The 16,406-nt window shown below is 58.8% G+C and carries 15 protein-coding genes; 8 read left to right on the top strand and 7 right to left on the bottom strand.

All coding sequences use genetic code 11. The features are described from left to right. Positions 1 to 82: 82 nt before the first annotated feature. Positions 83 to 427 (top strand): hypothetical protein, encoded by a 345-nt coding sequence (locus ACZ0AZ_RS14085; RefSeq protein WP_463537573.1) that lies wholly within the window; start codon positions 83 to 85, stop codon positions 425 to 427. Positions 428 to 706: 279 nt separating this feature from the next. Here the strand turns inward: ACZ0AZ_RS14085 and ACZ0AZ_RS14080 are convergent, their stop codons facing one another. Next, positions 707 to 1,429 (bottom strand): tellurite resistance TerB family protein, encoded by a 723-nt coding sequence (locus ACZ0AZ_RS14080; RefSeq protein ID WP_463570821.1) that lies wholly within the window; start codon positions 1,427 to 1,429, stop codon positions 707 to 709. A gap of 294 nt (positions 1,430 to 1,723) precedes the next feature. Between ACZ0AZ_RS14080 and ydcS the strand changes: the two genes are divergently transcribed. The 5 genes from ydcS (at position 1,724) to ACZ0AZ_RS14055 (ending at position 7,402) form a co-directional block, all read left to right on the top strand. Beyond that, complete coding sequence (gene ydcS / locus ACZ0AZ_RS14075; RefSeq protein WP_129999836.1) at positions 1,724 to 2,875, top strand: putative ABC transporter substrate-binding protein YdcS; 1,152 nt, start codon at positions 1,724 to 1,726, stop codon at positions 2,873 to 2,875. Between the two features lie 147 nt (positions 2,876 to 3,022). Continuing rightward, complete coding sequence (locus ACZ0AZ_RS14070) at positions 3,023 to 4,060, top strand: ABC transporter ATP-binding protein (RefSeq protein WP_129999837.1); 1,038 nt, start codon at positions 3,023 to 3,025, stop codon at positions 4,058 to 4,060. 16 nt (positions 4,061 to 4,076) lie between these two features. Continuing rightward, positions 4,077 to 4,997: an ABC transporter permease gene (locus tag ACZ0AZ_RS14065; RefSeq protein ID WP_463538782.1), complete on the top strand. Its 921-nt coding sequence runs from the start codon at positions 4,077 to 4,079 to the stop codon at positions 4,995 to 4,997. Next, on the top strand, positions 4,987 to 5,811 hold the full coding sequence (locus tag ACZ0AZ_RS14060; protein ID WP_129999839.1) for an ABC transporter permease: 825 nt from the start codon (positions 4,987 to 4,989) through the stop codon (positions 5,809 to 5,811). The genes ACZ0AZ_RS14065 and ACZ0AZ_RS14060 overlap by 11 nt, the downstream gene beginning before the upstream one ends. A 166-nt stretch (positions 5,812 to 5,977) precedes the next feature. Further along, positions 5,978 to 7,402 carry a gamma-aminobutyraldehyde dehydrogenase gene (locus tag ACZ0AZ_RS14055; RefSeq protein WP_463537571.1) on the top strand — a complete coding sequence of 475 codons (1,425 nt, stop codon included), beginning with the start codon at positions 5,978 to 5,980 and terminating at the stop codon, positions 7,400 to 7,402. A 131-nt stretch (positions 7,403 to 7,533) separates the two neighbouring features. Here ACZ0AZ_RS14055 and ACZ0AZ_RS14050 read toward each other — a convergent pair whose 3' ends face one another. From ACZ0AZ_RS14050 to ACZ0AZ_RS14040, 3 genes are all read right to left on the bottom strand, one after another. Further along, on the bottom strand, positions 7,534 to 8,091 hold the full coding sequence (locus ACZ0AZ_RS14050; RefSeq protein WP_090281937.1) for a hypothetical protein: 558 nt from the start codon (positions 8,089 to 8,091) through the stop codon (positions 7,534 to 7,536). 5 nt (positions 8,092 to 8,096) lie between these two features. Further along, positions 8,097 to 8,678 (bottom strand): ComF family protein, encoded by a 582-nt coding sequence (locus ACZ0AZ_RS14045; protein WP_463537570.1) that lies wholly within the window; start codon positions 8,676 to 8,678, stop codon positions 8,097 to 8,099. Positions 8,679 to 8,982: 304 nt separating this feature from the next. Beyond that, positions 8,983 to 9,168 carry a hypothetical protein gene (locus ACZ0AZ_RS14040; RefSeq protein ID WP_129999843.1) on the bottom strand — a complete coding sequence of 62 codons (186 nt, stop codon included), beginning with the start codon at positions 9,166 to 9,168 and terminating at the stop codon, positions 8,983 to 8,985. A gap of 403 nt (positions 9,169 to 9,571) precedes the next feature. Between ACZ0AZ_RS14040 and ACZ0AZ_RS14035 the strand changes: the two genes are divergently transcribed. Beyond that, positions 9,572 to 11,200, top strand: coding sequence for a glucan biosynthesis protein D (locus tag ACZ0AZ_RS14035; protein WP_463537569.1), 1,629 nt, complete (start codon positions 9,572 to 9,574; stop codon positions 11,198 to 11,200). A 178-nt stretch (positions 11,201 to 11,378) separates the two neighbouring features. Here the strand turns inward: ACZ0AZ_RS14035 and ACZ0AZ_RS14030 are convergent, their stop codons facing one another. From ACZ0AZ_RS14030 to ACZ0AZ_RS14020, 3 genes are all read right to left on the bottom strand, one after another. Then, positions 11,379 to 12,485: an NADH:flavin oxidoreductase/NADH oxidase gene (locus tag ACZ0AZ_RS14030; protein WP_463537568.1), complete on the bottom strand. Its 1,107-nt coding sequence runs from the start codon at positions 12,483 to 12,485 to the stop codon at positions 11,379 to 11,381. Positions 12,486 to 12,750: 265 nt separating this feature from the next. Further along, entirely contained in the window at positions 12,751 to 14,460 is a 1,710-nt protein-coding gene (recJ, locus tag ACZ0AZ_RS14025; protein ID WP_415763555.1) for a single-stranded-DNA-specific exonuclease RecJ, read from the bottom strand. 55 nt (positions 14,461 to 14,515) lie between these two features. Beyond that, the gene (locus ACZ0AZ_RS14020; protein WP_007908961.1) at positions 14,516 to 15,058 is read right to left on the bottom strand and encodes a YaeQ family protein; all 543 of its coding nucleotides are present in this window, start codon (positions 15,056 to 15,058) and stop codon (positions 14,516 to 14,518) included. Between the two features lie 146 nt (positions 15,059 to 15,204). Between ACZ0AZ_RS14020 and ACZ0AZ_RS14015 the strand changes: the two genes are divergently transcribed. Next, a complete protein-coding gene (locus ACZ0AZ_RS14015; protein WP_129999845.1) occupies positions 15,205 to 16,404 on the top strand; it encodes a CaiB/BaiF CoA transferase family protein in 1,200 nt (399 codons plus the stop codon). Positions 16,405 to 16,406: the final 2 nt, after the last annotated feature.

Here is a 16,406-nt window from a genome sequence, read left to right as displayed (position 1 = left end):
GTTTTATTTCCGATGCGCAATCTCGAAACTGTCAGCAGCGTAGATCGGAGCGCTCCTAGGCGTAGAGATCCAAAACAACCAAATGAGAAAGAAACTCAAATACCACCTCCAGCCAATCCGAGTGCCAAGCGGCTGGACTATAACAATCAACAATCTGTTCGAGGTTGAGCTAACACCGGAGACCATCGACTGGTTTTCCAGCTCGGTACTGATTGGAGGAGTTCGCCGAAGCACCGGGCATTGCTTTGACACTAGAGTCGAGCCTGAAGGGGACCCCAGCGGAGATTTTGTCATTGATATGCTAACGATCCAATATGACAAAAGAGGCGAACCCATCAGAGGCTCCGAAATTTTTTTAGGCGAGTTCAGAACTAAAAGCAAAAGTGCATTTATTGAAAAAATTGAAGAATTCATGATCGAGGCGTGAAAGCCAAATAATGGTCTACGCCCCCATAAAGCCAACAATTTAAAAGGCTGTTAACGGTACATCCGAGCCGCCATTGCATCTCACTTATAGCGCTGCGTTTTATATAGATGTAATCGCTCTCTCGCTAGGATCCAAACAACCCCCCCCACAAATTGGTCACCTCGTAATTTACAATCGAACCCGATTCAGAAGGGAATTACAAACTTCGGCCTCCGTTTAAGCCCCAATTCAACGACACAGGAAAATCGCAACTCAACGCTGCGATTTCCCCCCAGAACTTCACCCCCCCGCCAACCGTACCTGCCTCTCCAACTCCACCTTCAATTCCGGCTCCAGTTTCAACTGCCGTGCCAGTTCATCCAGATAGCTCTTCTCCATAAAATTCTCCTCATCCACCAGCATCACACTGGCGATGTACATCTCCGCCGCCATTTCCGGCGTACTCGCCGCGCGGGCGACGTCGGTGGGGTCGAGGGGTTTGTTGAGTTCGGCGTGGAGCCAGTGTTGCAGTTCCTGATCGTTGTCGAGCTTTGTGAATTCGCCTTCGATCAGTTCGCGCTCGCGCTCGTCGATGTGGCCGTCGGCTTTGGCGGCGGCGACCAAGGCTTTGAGGATTGCCTGGCTGTGCTGCTCGACTTGAGCGGGTGGCAAGCGGTCGAGGGTTTGCGGTTCGCGTTGGGGTGCGCTGCCTTTTTGGGCGTTGTAGTTGCCGTAGGCCTTGTAAGCCAGTACGCCCAGCGCGGCGAGGCCGCCGTAGAGGGCGACTTTGCCGCCGACCTTGCGGACCTTTTTATTGCCGAGCAGCAGGCCCATCGCGCCTGCGGCCAATGCGCCGCCACCCGCGCCGGAGAGCAGGCCGCCGAGGCCGCTGGAGCCTGACGAGCCACCGAGCAAGCCGCCAAGTCCGCCGGCAGCCGACTTGTTGGAAGCGCCGCCGGCCTTGTTCTGCAGCATTTCCTGCCCGGACTTGAGCAGTTGATCGAGCAATCCACGGGTGTTCATGTTCCGTCTCCAAACAAGGGTTATCCGGATCTAAGGCCCTCAGCCTAGTTCGAAAGTGCCCCAACCCGCGCCGCGAGTGTGCTTCGAGATGTTGCTCGCGCTCTGGATTGAAGTGCGCAGCTGACCTTGGAAAAACCCATCTACACTTCAGCCGGGCGAAACAATATCCGCCGCCGTAATCGAGATCGCCCGCCCCGCTTCGGCCTTCTGACTACGCTGATAACAAGCCGCCAACGGCATGCTGCACCGCGTTCACAACTGCCCCGACCATAATATGAAAAAGAGGGATCAACCATGTTTGTGCACAAGACCGCACTGCTTAGTGCAATCACCACGGCCATCCTGGCCAGCGCCAGTTTGCAGGCCGCCGAGCCGTTGAAGGCTATCGGCGCTGGCGAAGGTCAGCTGGATATCGTGGCGTGGCCGGGTTACATCGAACGTGGCGAGAGCGACAAGGCCTACGACTGGGTCAGCGGTTTCGAGAAGGAAACCGGCTGCAAGGTCAACGTCAAGACAGCGGCGACCTCCGATGAAATGGTCAGCCTGATGGCCAAGGGCGGGTATGACCTGGTCACTGCGTCCGGCGATGCGTCGCTGCGGTTGATCGCCGGCAAGCGTGTGCAACCGATCAATACCGCGTTGATCCCGAGCTGGAGCACCCTCGACCCGCGCCTCAAGGATGCGCCGTGGTACGTGGTCAACAGCCAGACTTACGGCACTCCATACCAGTGGGGTCCGAACGTGTTGATGTACAACACCAACGTGTTCAAGACACCGCCGACCAGTTGGAACGTGCTGTTCGACGCGCAGAATTTTCCCGACGGCAAGCCGAACAAGGGTCGTGTGCAGGCGTATGACGGGCCGATCTATATCGCCGACGCAGCGTTGTATCTGAAGACCGCCCAGCCGGAGCTGGGCATCGACGATCCGTATCAGCTCACCGAAGCGCAGTACAAAGCCGTGCTCGATCTGTTGCGCGCGCAGCAGCCGCTGATCCACCGCTACTGGCATGACACGACGGTGCAGATGAGCGATTTCAAAAACGAAGGCGTGGTCGCATCGAGCGCCTGGCCGTATCAGGTCAACGGCCTGATCAACGAGAAACAGCCGATTGCCTCGACTATCCCCAAAGAAGGCGCCACCGGCTGGGCCGACACCACCATGTTGCACACCGAGGCCAAGCACCCGAACTGCGCGTACAAGTGGATGGACTGGTCGCTGAAGCCGAAAGTCCAGGGTGATGTGGCGGCGTGGTTCGGTTCGTTGCCGGCGGTGCCAGCGGCGTGCAAGGGAAGCGAGCTGCTTGGCGCTGAGGGCTGCAAGACCAATGGTTTTGATCAGTTCGACAAGATCGCTTTCTGGAAAACCCCGCAGGCTGAGGGCGGCAAGTTCGTGCCGTATAGCCGCTGGACGCAGGATTACATCGCGATCATGGGCGGCCGTTAAAGTCTCTTCGCGAGCAGGCTCGCTCCCACATTGGATTGTATTCCTCCTGTGGGAGCGAGCCTGCTCGCGAAGCTCTTCAAGATTCAGGTTTTCCAGCAGTCAGGCCGAGCAGGCGCGACAGCCCTCGCCTTTGGGGAGCACCACACCATGCCACTTGCAGTCCAGTTCACCAACGTGTCTCGGCAGTTCGGTGAGGTGAAGGCCGTTGACCGGATTTCCATCGACATCGAGGACGGCGAGTTCTTTTCCATGCTCGGCCCCTCGGGCTCGGGCAAAACCACTTGCCTGCGCCTGATCGCCGGTTTCGAGCAACCGAGCGCCGGATCGATCCGCATCCACGGCGCCGAAACGGCCGGTTTGCCGCCGTATCAACGTGACGTAAACACAGTGTTTCAAGACTACGCGCTGTTCCCGCACATGAACGTGCTCGATAACGTCGCCTACGGTTTGAAGGTCAAGGGTGTCGGTAAAAACGAGCGTCAAAAACGTGCTGAAGAAGCCTTGGACATGGTCGCCCTCGGCGGTTACGGTGCGCGAAAACCGGTGCAGTTGTCCGGTGGCCAGCGCCAGCGAGTCGCCCTCGCCCGCGCTCTGGTCAATCGCCCGCGCGTGCTGTTGCTCGATGAGCCGCTCGGTGCGCTGGATCTGAAACTGCGCGAACAGATGCAAAGCGAACTGAAGAAACTGCAACGCCAGCTCGGCATCACTTTCATCTTCGTCACCCATGATCAGACCGAAGCGCTGTCGATGTCCGATCGCGTCGCCGTGTTCAACAACGGCCGCATCGAACAGGTCGACACGCCGCGCAATTTGTACATGAAGCCGACCACCACTTTCGTCGCTGAATTCGTCGGCACATCGAACGTGATCCGTGGCGATCTGGCGCTGCACATCAGCGGTCATTCGCAAGCGTTTTCGATCCGCCCGGAACACGTGCGTTTCGCCGACGGCCCGCTCGCCGGTGATGAAGTCGAAGTCAGCGGCCTGCTCCACGACATCCAGTATCAGGGCAGCGCCACGCGCTATGAACTGAAGCTGGAAAACGGCCAGAACCTGAGCATCAGCCACGCCAACAATCAATGGCTCGACAACAGCGCGCAACATCAGACGGGGCAGCGACTGAGTGCGCGCTGGGCGCGGCAAGCGATGGTTGAACTGCATGACAACGTGGCGAGCGAGGTGTGACATGAGCGCCCTCGCGATGACTTCTTCGCCACCGCTGCGCAGGTTGTCCAACCTGCTCTATCGCAAGCCCAACCTGTACCTGTCGATGTTGCTGGTGCCGCCGCTGCTGTGGTTCGGGGCGATCTATCTGGGCTCGTTGCTGATGCTGTTGTGGCAGGGTTTCTACACCTTCGACGACTTCACCATGGCGGTCACGCCGGACCTGACGCTGGCCAATTTTGCCGCGCTGTTCCAGCCGTCGAACTTTGACATCATCCTGCGCACGCTGAGCATGGCCATCGTCGTCTCGATCGCCAGCGCCATCGTTGCATTTCCGATCGCCTACTACATGGCGCGCTATACCACGGGCAAGACCAAGGCGTTTTTCTACATCGCGGTGATGCTGCCGATGTGGGCCAGTTACATCGTCAAGGCTTACGCGTGGACGCTGCTGCTGGCCAAGGGCGGCGTGGCGCAATGGTTCGTTCAGCACCTGGGTCTGGAGCCGCTGTTGCAGATGGTTCTGGGGATTCCCGGAGTTGGTGGCAGCACCTTGTCGACCTCGCATCTGGGGCGGTTCATGGTGTTCGTCTACATCTGGCTGCCGTTCATGATCCTGCCAATCCAGGCCTCGCTGGAGCGTTTGCCGCCGTCGCTGTTGCAGGCCTCCGCAGACCTTGGCGCCAAACCGCGTCAGACCTTTATGCAAGTGATCTTGCCTTTGTCGATTCCGGGAATTGCGGCGGGTTCGATCTTCACTTTTTCGCTGACCCTGGGCGACTTCATCGTGCCGCAACTGGTCGGCCCGCCGGGCTACTTCATTGGCAGCATGGTGTACGCGCAGCAAGGGGCGATTGGCAATATGCCAATGGCGGCGGCGTTTACGCTGGTGCCGATCGTGCTGATTGCGATTTACCTGGCCATCGTCAAACGTCTGGGGGCCTTCGATGCGCTCTGAATCTTCATCCCAAGGGCATGCTTCTACAGGTTTGCGAGTCGCAGCCTGGGGCGGGCTGGTGTTTTTGCATTTCCCGATCCTGATCATCTTCCTCTATGCCTTCAACACAGAAGACGCGGCGTTCAGTTTTCCGCCGAAGGGCTTCACGCTGCACTGGTTCAGCGTGGCGTTTTCCCGGCCGGATGTACTGGAAGCCATCAAGCTGTCATTGCAGATCGCAGCCATCGCCACGTTGATCGCCATGGTGCTCGGCACACTCGCCTCGGCCGCGTTGTACCGGCGCGATTTCTTCGGCAAGCAAGGCATATCGCTGATGCTGATTTTGCCGATCGCGTTGCCGGGGATCATCACCGGGATCGCCTTGCTGGCGACGTTCAAGTCGCTGGGCATCGAGCCGGGGATGTTCACCATCATCGTCGGCCATGCGACCTTCTGCGTGGTGATCGTCTACAACAACGTTATCGCTCGCCTGCGCCGCACTTCACACAGTTTGATCGAAGCGTCGATGGATCTCGGCGCCGACGGCTGGCAGACCTTCCGCTACATCATCCTGCCGAACCTCGGTTCGGCGTTGCTCGCGGGTGGCATGCTGGCGTTTGCGTTGTCGTTCGATGAAATCATCGTCACCACATTCACCGCCGGGCATGAACGCACGTTGCCGTTGTGGCTGCTCAATCAGTTGAGCCGCCCACGGGATGTGCCGGTGACCAATGTCGTGGCGATGCTGGTGATGATCGTGACGATGTTGCCGATTCTCGGCGCGTATTACTTGACGCGAGGGGGCGAGAGCGTGGCGGGGAGTGGCGGGAAATAAATATCTGACAGACACCGTTTTCCCTTGTGGGAGCGAGCCCGCTCGCGAAGTGGCCGGCACATCCAACGTTGATGTCGACTGACACAGCGCTTTCGCGAGCAGGCTCGCTCCCACAGGGTCCCGGTTTATTCAGGAAAACAACAGTTGCTGTAAAGAGGACAAACCCATGCAAACCAGACTCTTGATCAACGGCCAACTGGTCGACGGCGAAGGCCCGGCGCAGCCGGTGCTCAATCCTGCGCGGGGCGAAATACTGGTGGAGATCAACGAAGCCAGCGAAGCCCAGGTCGATGCCGCCGTGCGTGCCGCCGACAACGCCTTCGCCGAGTGGTCACAAACTGTTCCGAAAGACCGCTCGCTGCTGCTGCTCAAACTCGCCGACGCCATCGAAGCCCATGGCGAGGAACTGGCGAAACTGGAATCCGACAACTGCGGCAAACCCTACAGCGCCGCGCTCAACGACGAGATTCCGGCGATTGCCGACGTGTTCCGCTTCTTCGCCGGCGCCAGTCGTTGCATGGGCGGTTCGGCCGCTGGCGAATACTTGCCCGGGCATACCTCGATGATTCGCCGCGATCCGGTTGGTGTAATCGCCTCCATCGCACCGTGGAACTACCCGCTGATGATGGTCGCCTGGAAAATCGCTCCGGCGTTGGCTGCCGGTAATACGGTGGTGCTCAAACCGTCGGAACAAACTCCGCTGACCGCGTTGCGTCTGGCCGAACTGGCGTCGGAAATCTTCCCGGCCGGCGTGCTCAATCTGGTATTCGGTCGCGGTCCTACGGTGGGCAGTCCACTGGTGAATCATCCGAAAGTGCGCATGGTTTCCCTGACCGGTTCGATCGCCACCGGCGCCAACATCATTTCCAGCACCGCCGATAGCGTTAAACGCATGCACATGGAACTCGGCGGCAAGGCGCCGGTAATCATCTTTGACGATGCCGATATCGACGCGGCGGTGGAAGGTATACGTACCTTCGGCTTCTACAACGCCGGTCAGGATTGCACCGCTGCGTGCCGGATCTACGCGCAGCAAGGCATCTACGACATGTTCGTCGAAAAGCTCGGCGCGGCGGTCAGCACGATCAAATACGGCGTGCAGGATGATCCCTCCACCGAGATGGGCCCGCTGATCACCGCACAACACCGCGACCGCGTCGCCGCTTTCGTCGAGCGCGCCGTGGCGCAGCCGCACATCCGGTTGATCACCGGCGGCAGGGCTGTCGAAGGCAATGGGTTCTTCTTTGAACCCACGGTGCTGGCCGACGCGCAGCAGGATGACGAAATCGTCCGCCGTGAAGTGTTCGGTCCAGTGGTTTCGGTGACCAAATTTACCGATGAAGCACAAGCGCTTGAGTGGGCCAACGACTCCGACTACGGCCTCGCCTCCTCCATCTGGACCGCCGACACAGGGCGTTCGCATCGCCTGTCAGCGCGGCTGCAGTACGGCTGCACCTGGGTCAACACGCACTTCATGCTCGTCAGCGAAATGCCACATGGAGGTCAGAAAATGTCCGGGTACGGCAAGGATATGTCGATGTTCGGGCTGGAGGACTACACCACGGTTCGGCATGTGATGTTCAGGCACTGAGGTCAACAACTACCTACGATCGGCACTTCTCTGTGAGAGAGAGCCTGTTCGCGAAGAACTCGGTTTGGCTCAACGCCCTATTTGAGCCCTCACAGACAGGCTGCCGAGGGTCAGAAAGCCAAGAACAATCATTAGAAGGAAAGCTCCGCCTGATCATGTTTCAGTAAGGAAATACGATCAAACAAACGGATTTTTTCGTTGGCTTTTTGCCTGGCGTGATCGGACATGACTGCAATCAACTCCTCGAGCTGACTGACGTCCCCGACCACTTTGAACTGCTTTTCCTTGTTGACGAATACCAGCGACTTCTTTTTTCTCGACAACAGTTCAATAACGTTGCTGAGCGTACCGGTACTCTTGGCATCCCATATCATTAGCCCGTAATCAGCCGCTTCGGCCATGACCAGGTCTTTTTCGGTGAAAAAGGCTCTCGATCCCTTGGAATGTTTTGAGACCACGGTCCTGGCGGGCCACCGCCCAAGATTGTTCCTCGGTACCGAACCGCTGCAAAAGACCGTTGTTCTGGATCCTTCGAGGCTCAGTAGGTACTCCTGAATCGAGGTGTCTGCGCCACCCGCATCACCCACTACCACCTCAAACTCGGACGCCACGATATTACTGATGCGCTCCTTTACCTTGGGATCAAGGTTCTTGATATTGATAGAGCCGGCAATAAATACAGTCGTCATTGAGTTCACTTCCAGGTTAGCGCTGCGACGTAAATTTTCCCCACCTTCGGATATTTACGCAAAACAGCGCAGGCCGCGTCCATCGACGCGCCGCTATCAAACAAATCATCTACAACCAAAACATTCCAGCGCCCATCGGTGGTGATTTCATCATTGACGCTGAAACTGTCTCCAATCGCGGCTACCTTGTCGGCTTTGGAATGCAAATCCTTGAGCGACTTCCCTGTGTTCGCTTTCCGAAGCAAATCCGAGAAAACCGGCCGCCCGATAATTCGTCCTAACGCCAGAGCGACCTCAGTAACAGGTTGTCGCTGACGAATCTTTGAAGCAGGCATAGGCACCACGAAACCTACCTGATCCAGTTTTGGAAAAACATTTGTCGCTACCGCTTGAGCAAGTGGGCCGACCTGGTTCCAATCCTTCTGGTACTTGAGCTGGTAGGTCGCCTCACCTATCTCGGTACGCTGATTATCGAAACATGGGTGCCCGCGATCATCGTTGCCGAGAAAGGTACTACTTACCATGTGTTTGTCCAGCACCCAGCCCTGATCCCAAGGGCCATTAATCTGCTTTAGGGACACTTTCATTCGAATTCTCCGTTATTCGTAACAATCTCTTAAGCCCTGAAACCAAGGGCCGGGCATCTGCAGCGATGCGTAAGATCAAACAGATAACGGAAAAAACACCGGGTAGGGGTGGTCACGCTGATGCCTGCACAAAAACAGGCATTTCCTACAGATACGACCTTCCTGAAAAACTCCCATTTCCTACGGCATCATCCAGTTGCTGCCAAAAAACTGTGGCAAGGGAGCAGACTCCCTCGCCACAGGTCAGGTTAATTTATCTGTCCACCTTCAACGCCAGATGGCTTTCAAGGTGCCTGCTTCAGCGCTAAAACCGCGAAACACTCCGCATCGCATCCACCAGATAGCGCATGGCGATCCGGTCGCTTTCCGATAGCTCTCGATAACGTTCCACCAGCTTCAATTCTTCGGAATTGAGACGGCGTCTTCTGCGCCCGCCGACCAAGCAAGGGAAGATGCCCAACATTTCGGTGATGCCCTGTATTTTTGCCATGGACGATGTCCTTCTCTATTGAGTCAAGAAACTGCTGAACCTCACATCGCCCTGCCTCTTCGAGCAGCGTCGTGTGCCCCGCCGGCACGAAGGCTTGTATCCGGTCTTGCCCATAGAATAGGAATTAAATCGGCGTTGAAAAGTGGTTTTTAGAGTAATTAATCGAAAAAAGCAGATATGCCCTCTAAATCAGAGAGCCCTGTCAGAAAAATTACAGACATGTCTTGTTTCATTGCCAGATGACGCAACGCAAACAAGCCTTTTTGCCCGACAATCGAACCGATTAAGCTAGCGGGCATCTGTTTATAGTCCGTTGCGTTTGGCCGAAGGCATGACCGAACCGTAATTTCCGATCCGACAGGTGCCAGGAACGGCGCTGGATTGCACACGACAGGTTGTATTTATGCACCGCAGGAATTTGCTCAAAGCGTCCATGGCCATTGCGGCCTATACCGGTCTTTCCGCGTCGGGCCTGCTAGCCGCCCGCGCCTGGGCAGCCAATGGCGGCGCCGCCGATGGCGAGGCTCAGGCCTTTGATTTCGAATCGTTGAAGCGCCAGGCCAAGCAGCTCGCCGGCAAAGCCTATCAGGATACGAAACAGGTGTTGCCGCCAACCCTGGCAACCATGACTCCGCAGAATTTCAACGCGATCCGCTACGACGGCGAGCATTCGTTGTGGAAGGAAAATAAAGGTCAGCTGGACGTGCAGTTCTTCCATGTCGGCATGGGTTTCCGTCAGCCGGTGCGCATGTACAGCGTTGATCCGAAGACGCGCATGGCGCGCGAGGTGCATTTCCGCCCGGCGCTGTTCAATTATGAGAACACTTCGGTCGACACCCAGCAGCTCAAGGGCGATCTGGGTTTTGCCGGCTTCAAACTGTTCAAGGCGCCGGAGCTGGATCGGCATGATGTGGTGTCGTTTCTCGGCGCCAGCTATTTCCGTGCGGTCGATGCTACTGGCCAATATGGCCTCTCCGCGCGCGGCCTGACCATTGATACCTACGCGAAGAAGCGCGAAGAGTTTCCCGACTTCACCAAGTTCTGGTTCGAGACGCCTGACAAGAACGCCACGCGTTTTGTGGTCTACGCCCTGCTCGACTCGCCGAGCGCGACCGGCGCCTATCGCTTCGACATCGATTGCCAGGCCGAGCGCGTGGTCATGGAAATCGACGCGCACATCAATGCTCGTACCACCATCGAACAACTCGGCGTGGCGCCAATGACCAGCATGTTCAGCTGCGGCACCCACGAACGGCGCATGTGCGACACCATTCACCCGCAGATTCACGACTCCGACCGTCTGGCCATGTGGCGCGGCAATGGCGAGTGGATCTGCCGTCCGTTGAACAACCCGGCGACGCTGCAATTCAACGCATTTGCCGACAAGGACCCGAAGGGTTTCGGACTGGTGCAGACCGACCACGAATTCGCCAATTATCAGGACACGGTCGACTGGTACAGCAAGCGCCCGAGCCTGTGGGTCGAACCGACTACCGCGTGGGGCGAAGGCTCGATCGACCTGCTGGAAATTCCTACGACCGGCGAGACGCTGGATAACATCGTCGCGTTCTGGACGCCGAAGAAACCCGTGGCTGCCGGTGATTCGCTGAACTACGGGTACAAGCTGTACTGGAGCGCGCTGCCACCGGTCGGCACGCCACTGGCGCGAGTGCACGCGACGCGTTCGGGCATGGGCGGCTTCACCGAGGGTTGGGCGCCGGGTGAACACTACCCGCCAGTCTGGGCGCGCCGTTTTGCCGTGGACTTCACCGGCGGCGGCCTCGAGCGCCTGCCGCAGGGCACCGGGATCGAGCCGGTGATTACCTGTTCCAACGGCAAGGTGCAGGACTTCAGCGTGCTGGTGCTGGATGACATCAAGGGTTATCGGATCCTGTTCGACTGGTACCCGACCAATGACAGCGTAGAGCCAGTGGAATTGCGCCTGTTCATTCGCACCAATGACCGCACGTTGAGCGAGACCTGGTTGTACCAGTACTTCCCGCCGGCGCCGGACAAGCGCAAATACCCTTGAGGTTCTAAGGCGGCGGTTCTGGCGTCATTGGCGAGCAGGCTCGCTCCCACAGGAGTCCGCATTCCTACTGTGGGGGCGAGCCTGCTCGCGAAAAGGCCCGCCTGGAAAACGCAAACTTCTGCCGAATAAAAAAGCCCCGACCATCTCCGGCTCGGGGCTTTTGCTTTTCAACCTTCAATCAATCGCGCAAATCCGACTCATGAATGGGCTGATCCCGATGGGTCGCGCGCTGGTACTGCGCCGGCCACACCGCTTTGCGCCCGCCCAGATCATCGTCGGCATGCAGCGGCCAGTACGGATCACGCAGCAGTTCGCGGGCAAGGAAAATGATATCGGCCTGACAGGTACGCAGAATGTGCTCGGCCTGGGCAGGCTCGGTAATCATGCCGACAGTGCCGGTGGCGATGCCTGACTCTTTGCGTACCCGTTCGGCAAAGCGCGTCTGATATCCGGGTCCAACCGGAATTTCCGCGTTTGCAGCTGTCCCTCCTGAAGACACGTCAATGAGATCGGCGCCCAGCGTGTGCAGGCGACGCGCCAGCTCCACGGTCTCATCCGGATTCCAGCCGTCTTCAACCCAATCGGTTGCCGAGACGCGGACAAACACCGGCAATTCCTCCGGCCACACCGCCCTCACCGCTTCAGTGACTTGCAGCACCAGGCGGATGCGATTCTCGAACGAACCACCGTACTGATCGCGGCGTTGATTGCTCAGCGGCGAAAGAAACTGATGCAGCAGATAGCCGTGCGCGGCATGCACCTCGACCACGCAGAACCCCGCCGTCAGCGCGCGTTTGGCCGCATCGACAAAGGCCTGGATCACCTCGGCGATCTGCCCCTCATCCAGCTGCTTCGGTTGGGTGTGCTGCGGATCGAAGGCAATCGGCGATGGTCCGACCGGGGTCCAGCCGCCATCTTCGGGTTTGACGCTGCCATGCTTGCCGATCCACGGCCGGTGAGTGCTGGCCTTGCGCCCGGCGTGCGCCAGTTGAATACCCGCGACGGCGCCCTGCGCGGTGATGAAGCGAGTGATGCGTTGCAGCGGGGCGATCTGTTCGTCGTTCCACAGGCCAAGGTCTTCGGCGGTGATGCGCCCGTCGGCGGTAACCGCCGTAGCTTCGGTAAACACCAGACCGGCACCGCCCACCGCGCGGCTGCCCAGGTGCACCAGGTGCCAGTCGTTGGCCAGGCCGTCGACGCTGGAGTACTGGCACATCGGCGACACGGCGATGCGGTTGGGCAGGGTCAGTTGGCGCAGGGTAAAGGGTTCAAGCAGCAGACTCATGGGGCACCTCTCGAATCAGTGGGCAGGCTCCAGGGTTCTGTTTGAAAAGTCGACGAGTGACAGAAAAAGGGTGCGACACCCGCCCCCGCGGGCAAAAATTCGACAAGACGTCACAAGGCCAATCAAGCAGTGCTTAGAGCCTAGTCGACAACCGGGAATGACGGAGGGTTCAGAGTAATTCAGTGTGTGAAAGGACACTTTCGCGCGCAGGCTCGCTCCCACAAGACTGCACCGTATTGTGGGAGCGAGCCTGCTCGCGAATGGCTTAACGCGGTTCGATATGAGCAATCATCAGCTGCACAGTCTCGTTGCCGCGAAACTCGTTAACGTCGAGCTTGTAAGCCAGTTCCACCCATTGAATCGTCGGGTTCGGCCATACATCGCGATCAATGCCAAACGCGATGCCATCGAGCTTCACCGAGCCGCATTCGCTTTTCAGCACCACTTTCAAATGCCGTTCGCCAACCACGCGCTGCTCGACCAACTGGAACACGCCATGAAACAGCGGCTCGGGGAAATGCTGCCCCCATGGCCCGGCGTGACGCAAGGCGCGGGCCAGTTCGAGGTGAAACTCTTCGACGGCCAGCGTGCCGTCCGACAACATGCGCCCGGTGAGGTCTTCTTCGCGAAGTTGCCTACGTACTTCAGCGTCAAATGCCTCGGCGAACAAGGGAAAATTCTCCTGCGCCAAGGTCAGACCTGCGGCCATCGCGTGGCCACCGTACTTGGCGATCAGGTTCGGATGCTGCGCCGCGACCACGCTCAGCGCATCGCGAATATGGAAGCCCTGCACCGAGCGTCCGGAGCCCTTGAGCAAGCCGTCACCGGCATCGGCGAAAGCAATGGTCGGGCGGAAATAGCGCTCTTTCATACGCGAAGCAAGAATGCCGATCACACCCTGGTGCCACTCCGGATCGAACAGGCACAGACCGAACGGCATCGACTCGACCGGCAGATCCTTGAGCTGCGCCAGCGCTTCACGTTGCATGCCCTGCTCGATGGATTTGCGATCCTGGTTCATGCCGTCCAGTTGCGCAGCCATTTCCCGCGCCAGATTGGCGTCGGCGGTGAGCAGGCATTCGATGCCCAGGCTCATGTCGTCCAGACGCCCGGCGGCGTTCAGGCGAGGGCCGACAATAAAACCCAGGTCGGTGGAAGTGATCCGCGCAGCCTCTCGCTTGGCGACTTCGAGGATCGCCTTGATCCCCGGCCGCGCCCGGCCGGCACGAATCCGCTCCAGCCCTTGATGCACAAGAATGCGGTTGTTGGCATCCAGCGGCACCACGTCGGCGACGCTGCCCAGCGCCACGAGATCGAGCAGTTCGCCGATGTTCGGTTGCGGTTTGCTCTCGTACCAGCCAAGGCTGCGCAGGCGTGCGCGCAAGGCCATCAACACATAAAAAATCACCCCGACGCCGGCCAGCGCTTTGCTCGGAAACTCGCAGCCCGGCTGGTTCGGATTGACCAGCGCATCGGCCTGCGGCAGTTCATCGCCGGGCAAGTGGTGGTCGGTGATCAAAACCTTCAGTCCGGCGCGCTTGGCCGCCGCGACGCCTTCGACGCTGGAGATGCCGTTATCGACGGTGATCAATAGTTGCGGTTCACGGGTCAGCGCGACTTCGACGATTTCCGGCGTCAGGCCATAGCCGTATTCGAAACGGTTCGGCACCAGATAATCGACATGCGCAGCGCCCAGCAGGCGCAGGCCGAGCACACCGACGGTGCTGGCGGTGGCGCCGTCCGCATCGAAGTCGCCGACGATCAAAATGCGCTGGCGTTGCTCCAATGCCGTCACCAGCAGGTCAACCGCCGCATCGATGCCTTTGAGCTGCTGGAACGGGATCAAGCGCGCCAGACTTTTGTCCAGCTCCGCCTCCGACTGCACGCCCCGCGCCGCGTACAGGCGGGTCAGCAGTGGCGGCAGATCACCGAGGAAAGGCAGCGTGGCAGGCAGTTGACGAGGTTCGATACGCATGGGGCGAGGGAGGCTTCTCTTTGATTCGTGGGAAAATATCAGCGGTGTCGCGACCTCAGCCGCGCTCACCTTGCAGCCATTGCAACTGGACTTCGTGCTGACCGCGGTCGTCGGTGACGAAGATCGTGCCTTCGCTGATCATCACGTCCCACTTGATGACGCGGGGCATGTCCTTGGCCAGGGTCTCCAGCACTTCCTGCGGAACGGCGGCGATGTTGACGTTTTTCAGATTCTTGATCGCCGGGATCACCTTGGTTTCCCAGACACGCAGGCTGCCGTAGGCCAGCAGACTGGTGCGTTCGGTGCGGCGCGAGCACCAGGTCAGGCGATCGGCATCCGGCTGGCCGACTTCGATCCAGTGCAGGACACGGTCGTCCAGGCTCTTTTCCCACAAGGCCGGTTCATCCACGTCTGACAGACCACGGCCGAACGACAGCTGCTCGTTGTACCAGAGCGCGTAGGCCAGCAGCCGCACGGTCATGCGTTCTTCGGTCTCCGAAGGATGACGGGCGATGGTCTGCTTGACGCTTTCGTAGACGCTGCGGTCGAGGTCGGTGAGGTTCAGTTCGAATTTGTAGGTAGTGGACGGCTGGGCCATGAACGGGCTTCTTGATACGAGGAAAGTCGGCAAGTCTAACCGATGCCACAGGCAATCATCGAATTGATGGCGATCGAGCTGCGGCGTCTGACAGCCGGCTATGTTAAAACCCTGTATCCGTTCAGCCTTGTCCTACAGGATTTCGCATGCCGTTCACCAGCAAACCGCTCTCGGGTCTGAAAGTCATTGAATTGGGTACGCTGATCGCCGGGCCGTTTGCCTCGCGCATTTGCGGCGAATTCGGCGCCGAAGTGATCAAGATCGAATCGCCGGACGGCGGCGATCCCCTGCGCAAGTGGCGCAAGTTGTACGAAGGCACCTCGTTGTGGTGGTTTGTCCAGGCGCGCAACAAGAAGTCGCTGACCCTCAATCTCAAACACCCTGACGGTTTGGCGATCCTGAAAAAGCTGCTCAGTGAAGCCGACATCCTTATCGAAAACTTCCGACCCGGCGTACTGGAAAAACTCGGCCTGAGCTGGGAGACCCTGCACGCACTGAATCCGAAACTGGTGATGGTGCGTCTGTCCGGTTTCGGTCAGACCGGGCCGATGAAAGACCAGCCAGGTTTTGGCGCGGTCGGCGAATCCATGGGCGGTCTGCGTTACATCACCGGCTTCGAAGACCGGCCACCGGTGCGCACCGGGATCTCCATCGGCGATTCGATTGCCGCGCTGTGGGGCGTGATCGGTGCATTGATGGCGCTGCGTCATCGCGAGGTCAACGGCGGACTGGGCCAAGTAGTCGACGTTGCGCTCTACGAAGCCATTTTCGCGATGATGGAAAGCATGGTGCCGGAGTTCGACGTCTTCGGTTTCATCCGCGAGCGCAGCGGCAACATCATGCCAGGCATCACGCCCTCTTCGATCCACACCAGCGCCGACGGCAAGCATGTGCAGATCGGTGCCAATGGCGATGCGATCTTCAAACGCTTCATGCTCGTGATTGGCCGTGAAGATCTGGCCAACGACCCGGTGCTGGCCAGTAATGACGGCCGCGACGGTCGTCGCGACGAGTTGTATGGCGTGATCGATCGCTGGGTCAATTCCCTACCGCTGCAGACTGTTCTCGACTTGCTCAACCAGGCCGACGTACCGGTCAGCCGGATCTTCAGCGCCGAGGACATGTTCAACGATCCGCAATACCTGGCGCGGGAAATGTTCCTGCATGCCAAGCTGCCGGACGGCAAGAATTTCAAAATGCCCGGCATCGTGCCGAAGTTGTCGGAAACGCCGGGGTCGTCCGAATGGGTCGGGCCGCAGTTGGGCGAACACAATGCTCAGGTGCTTGGCGATCTGGGCTACGACGCGGCGCAAATCACTCGGCTGCGTGAAGACGGGGCCATCTGAGC

It is taken from the genome of Pseudomonas sp. AC239, from assembly GCF_979258545.1.
Note: the sequence above shows the minus strand (reverse complement) of the source record. Positions and strands in the feature narration are given on the sequence as shown.

What these genes read in the sequence shown, in the direction of transcription:
- ACZ0AZ_RS14065 (WP_463538782.1), top strand. Translation starts at nt 4,077, where the DNA reads ATGACTTCTTCGCCACCGCTGCGCAGGTTGTCCAACCTGCTCTATCGC.
- recJ (WP_415763555.1), bottom strand. Translation starts at nt 14,460, where the DNA reads ATGCGTATCGAACCTCGTCAACTGCCTGCCACGCTGCCTTTCCTCGGT.
- ACZ0AZ_RS14020 (WP_007908961.1), bottom strand. Translation starts at nt 15,058, where the DNA reads ATGGCCCAGCCGTCCACTACCTACAAATTCGAACTGAACCTCACCGAC.
- ACZ0AZ_RS14070 (WP_129999837.1), top strand. Translation starts at nt 3,023, where the DNA reads ATGCCACTTGCAGTCCAGTTCACCAACGTGTCTCGGCAGTTCGGTGAG.
- ACZ0AZ_RS14030 (WP_463537568.1), bottom strand. Translation starts at nt 12,485, where the DNA reads ATGAGTCTGCTGCTTGAACCCTTTACCCTGCGCCAACTGACCCTGCCC.
- ACZ0AZ_RS14080 (WP_463570821.1), bottom strand. Translation starts at nt 1,429, where the DNA reads ATGAACACCCGTGGATTGCTCGATCAACTGCTCAAGTCCGGGCAGGAA.
- ACZ0AZ_RS14045 (WP_463537570.1), bottom strand. Translation starts at nt 8,678, where the DNA reads ATGAAAGTGTCCCTAAAGCAGATTAATGGCCCTTGGGATCAGGGCTGG.
- ydcS (WP_129999836.1), top strand. Translation starts at nt 1,724, where the DNA reads ATGTTTGTGCACAAGACCGCACTGCTTAGTGCAATCACCACGGCCATC.
- ACZ0AZ_RS14015 (WP_129999845.1), top strand. Translation starts at nt 15,205, where the DNA reads ATGCCGTTCACCAGCAAACCGCTCTCGGGTCTGAAAGTCATTGAATTG.
- ACZ0AZ_RS14035 (WP_463537569.1), top strand. Translation starts at nt 9,572, where the DNA reads ATGCACCGCAGGAATTTGCTCAAAGCGTCCATGGCCATTGCGGCCTAT.
- ACZ0AZ_RS14050 (WP_090281937.1), bottom strand. Translation starts at nt 8,091, where the DNA reads ATGACGACTGTATTTATTGCCGGCTCTATCAATATCAAGAACCTTGAT.
- ACZ0AZ_RS14040 (WP_129999843.1), bottom strand. Translation starts at nt 9,168, where the DNA reads ATGGCAAAAATACAGGGCATCACCGAAATGTTGGGCATCTTCCCTTGC.
- ACZ0AZ_RS14055 (WP_463537571.1), top strand. Translation starts at nt 5,978, where the DNA reads ATGCAAACCAGACTCTTGATCAACGGCCAACTGGTCGACGGCGAAGGC.
- ACZ0AZ_RS14060 (WP_129999839.1), top strand. Translation starts at nt 4,987, where the DNA reads ATGCGCTCTGAATCTTCATCCCAAGGGCATGCTTCTACAGGTTTGCGA.
- ACZ0AZ_RS14085 (WP_463537573.1), top strand. Translation starts at nt 83, where the DNA reads ATGAGAAAGAAACTCAAATACCACCTCCAGCCAATCCGAGTGCCAAGC.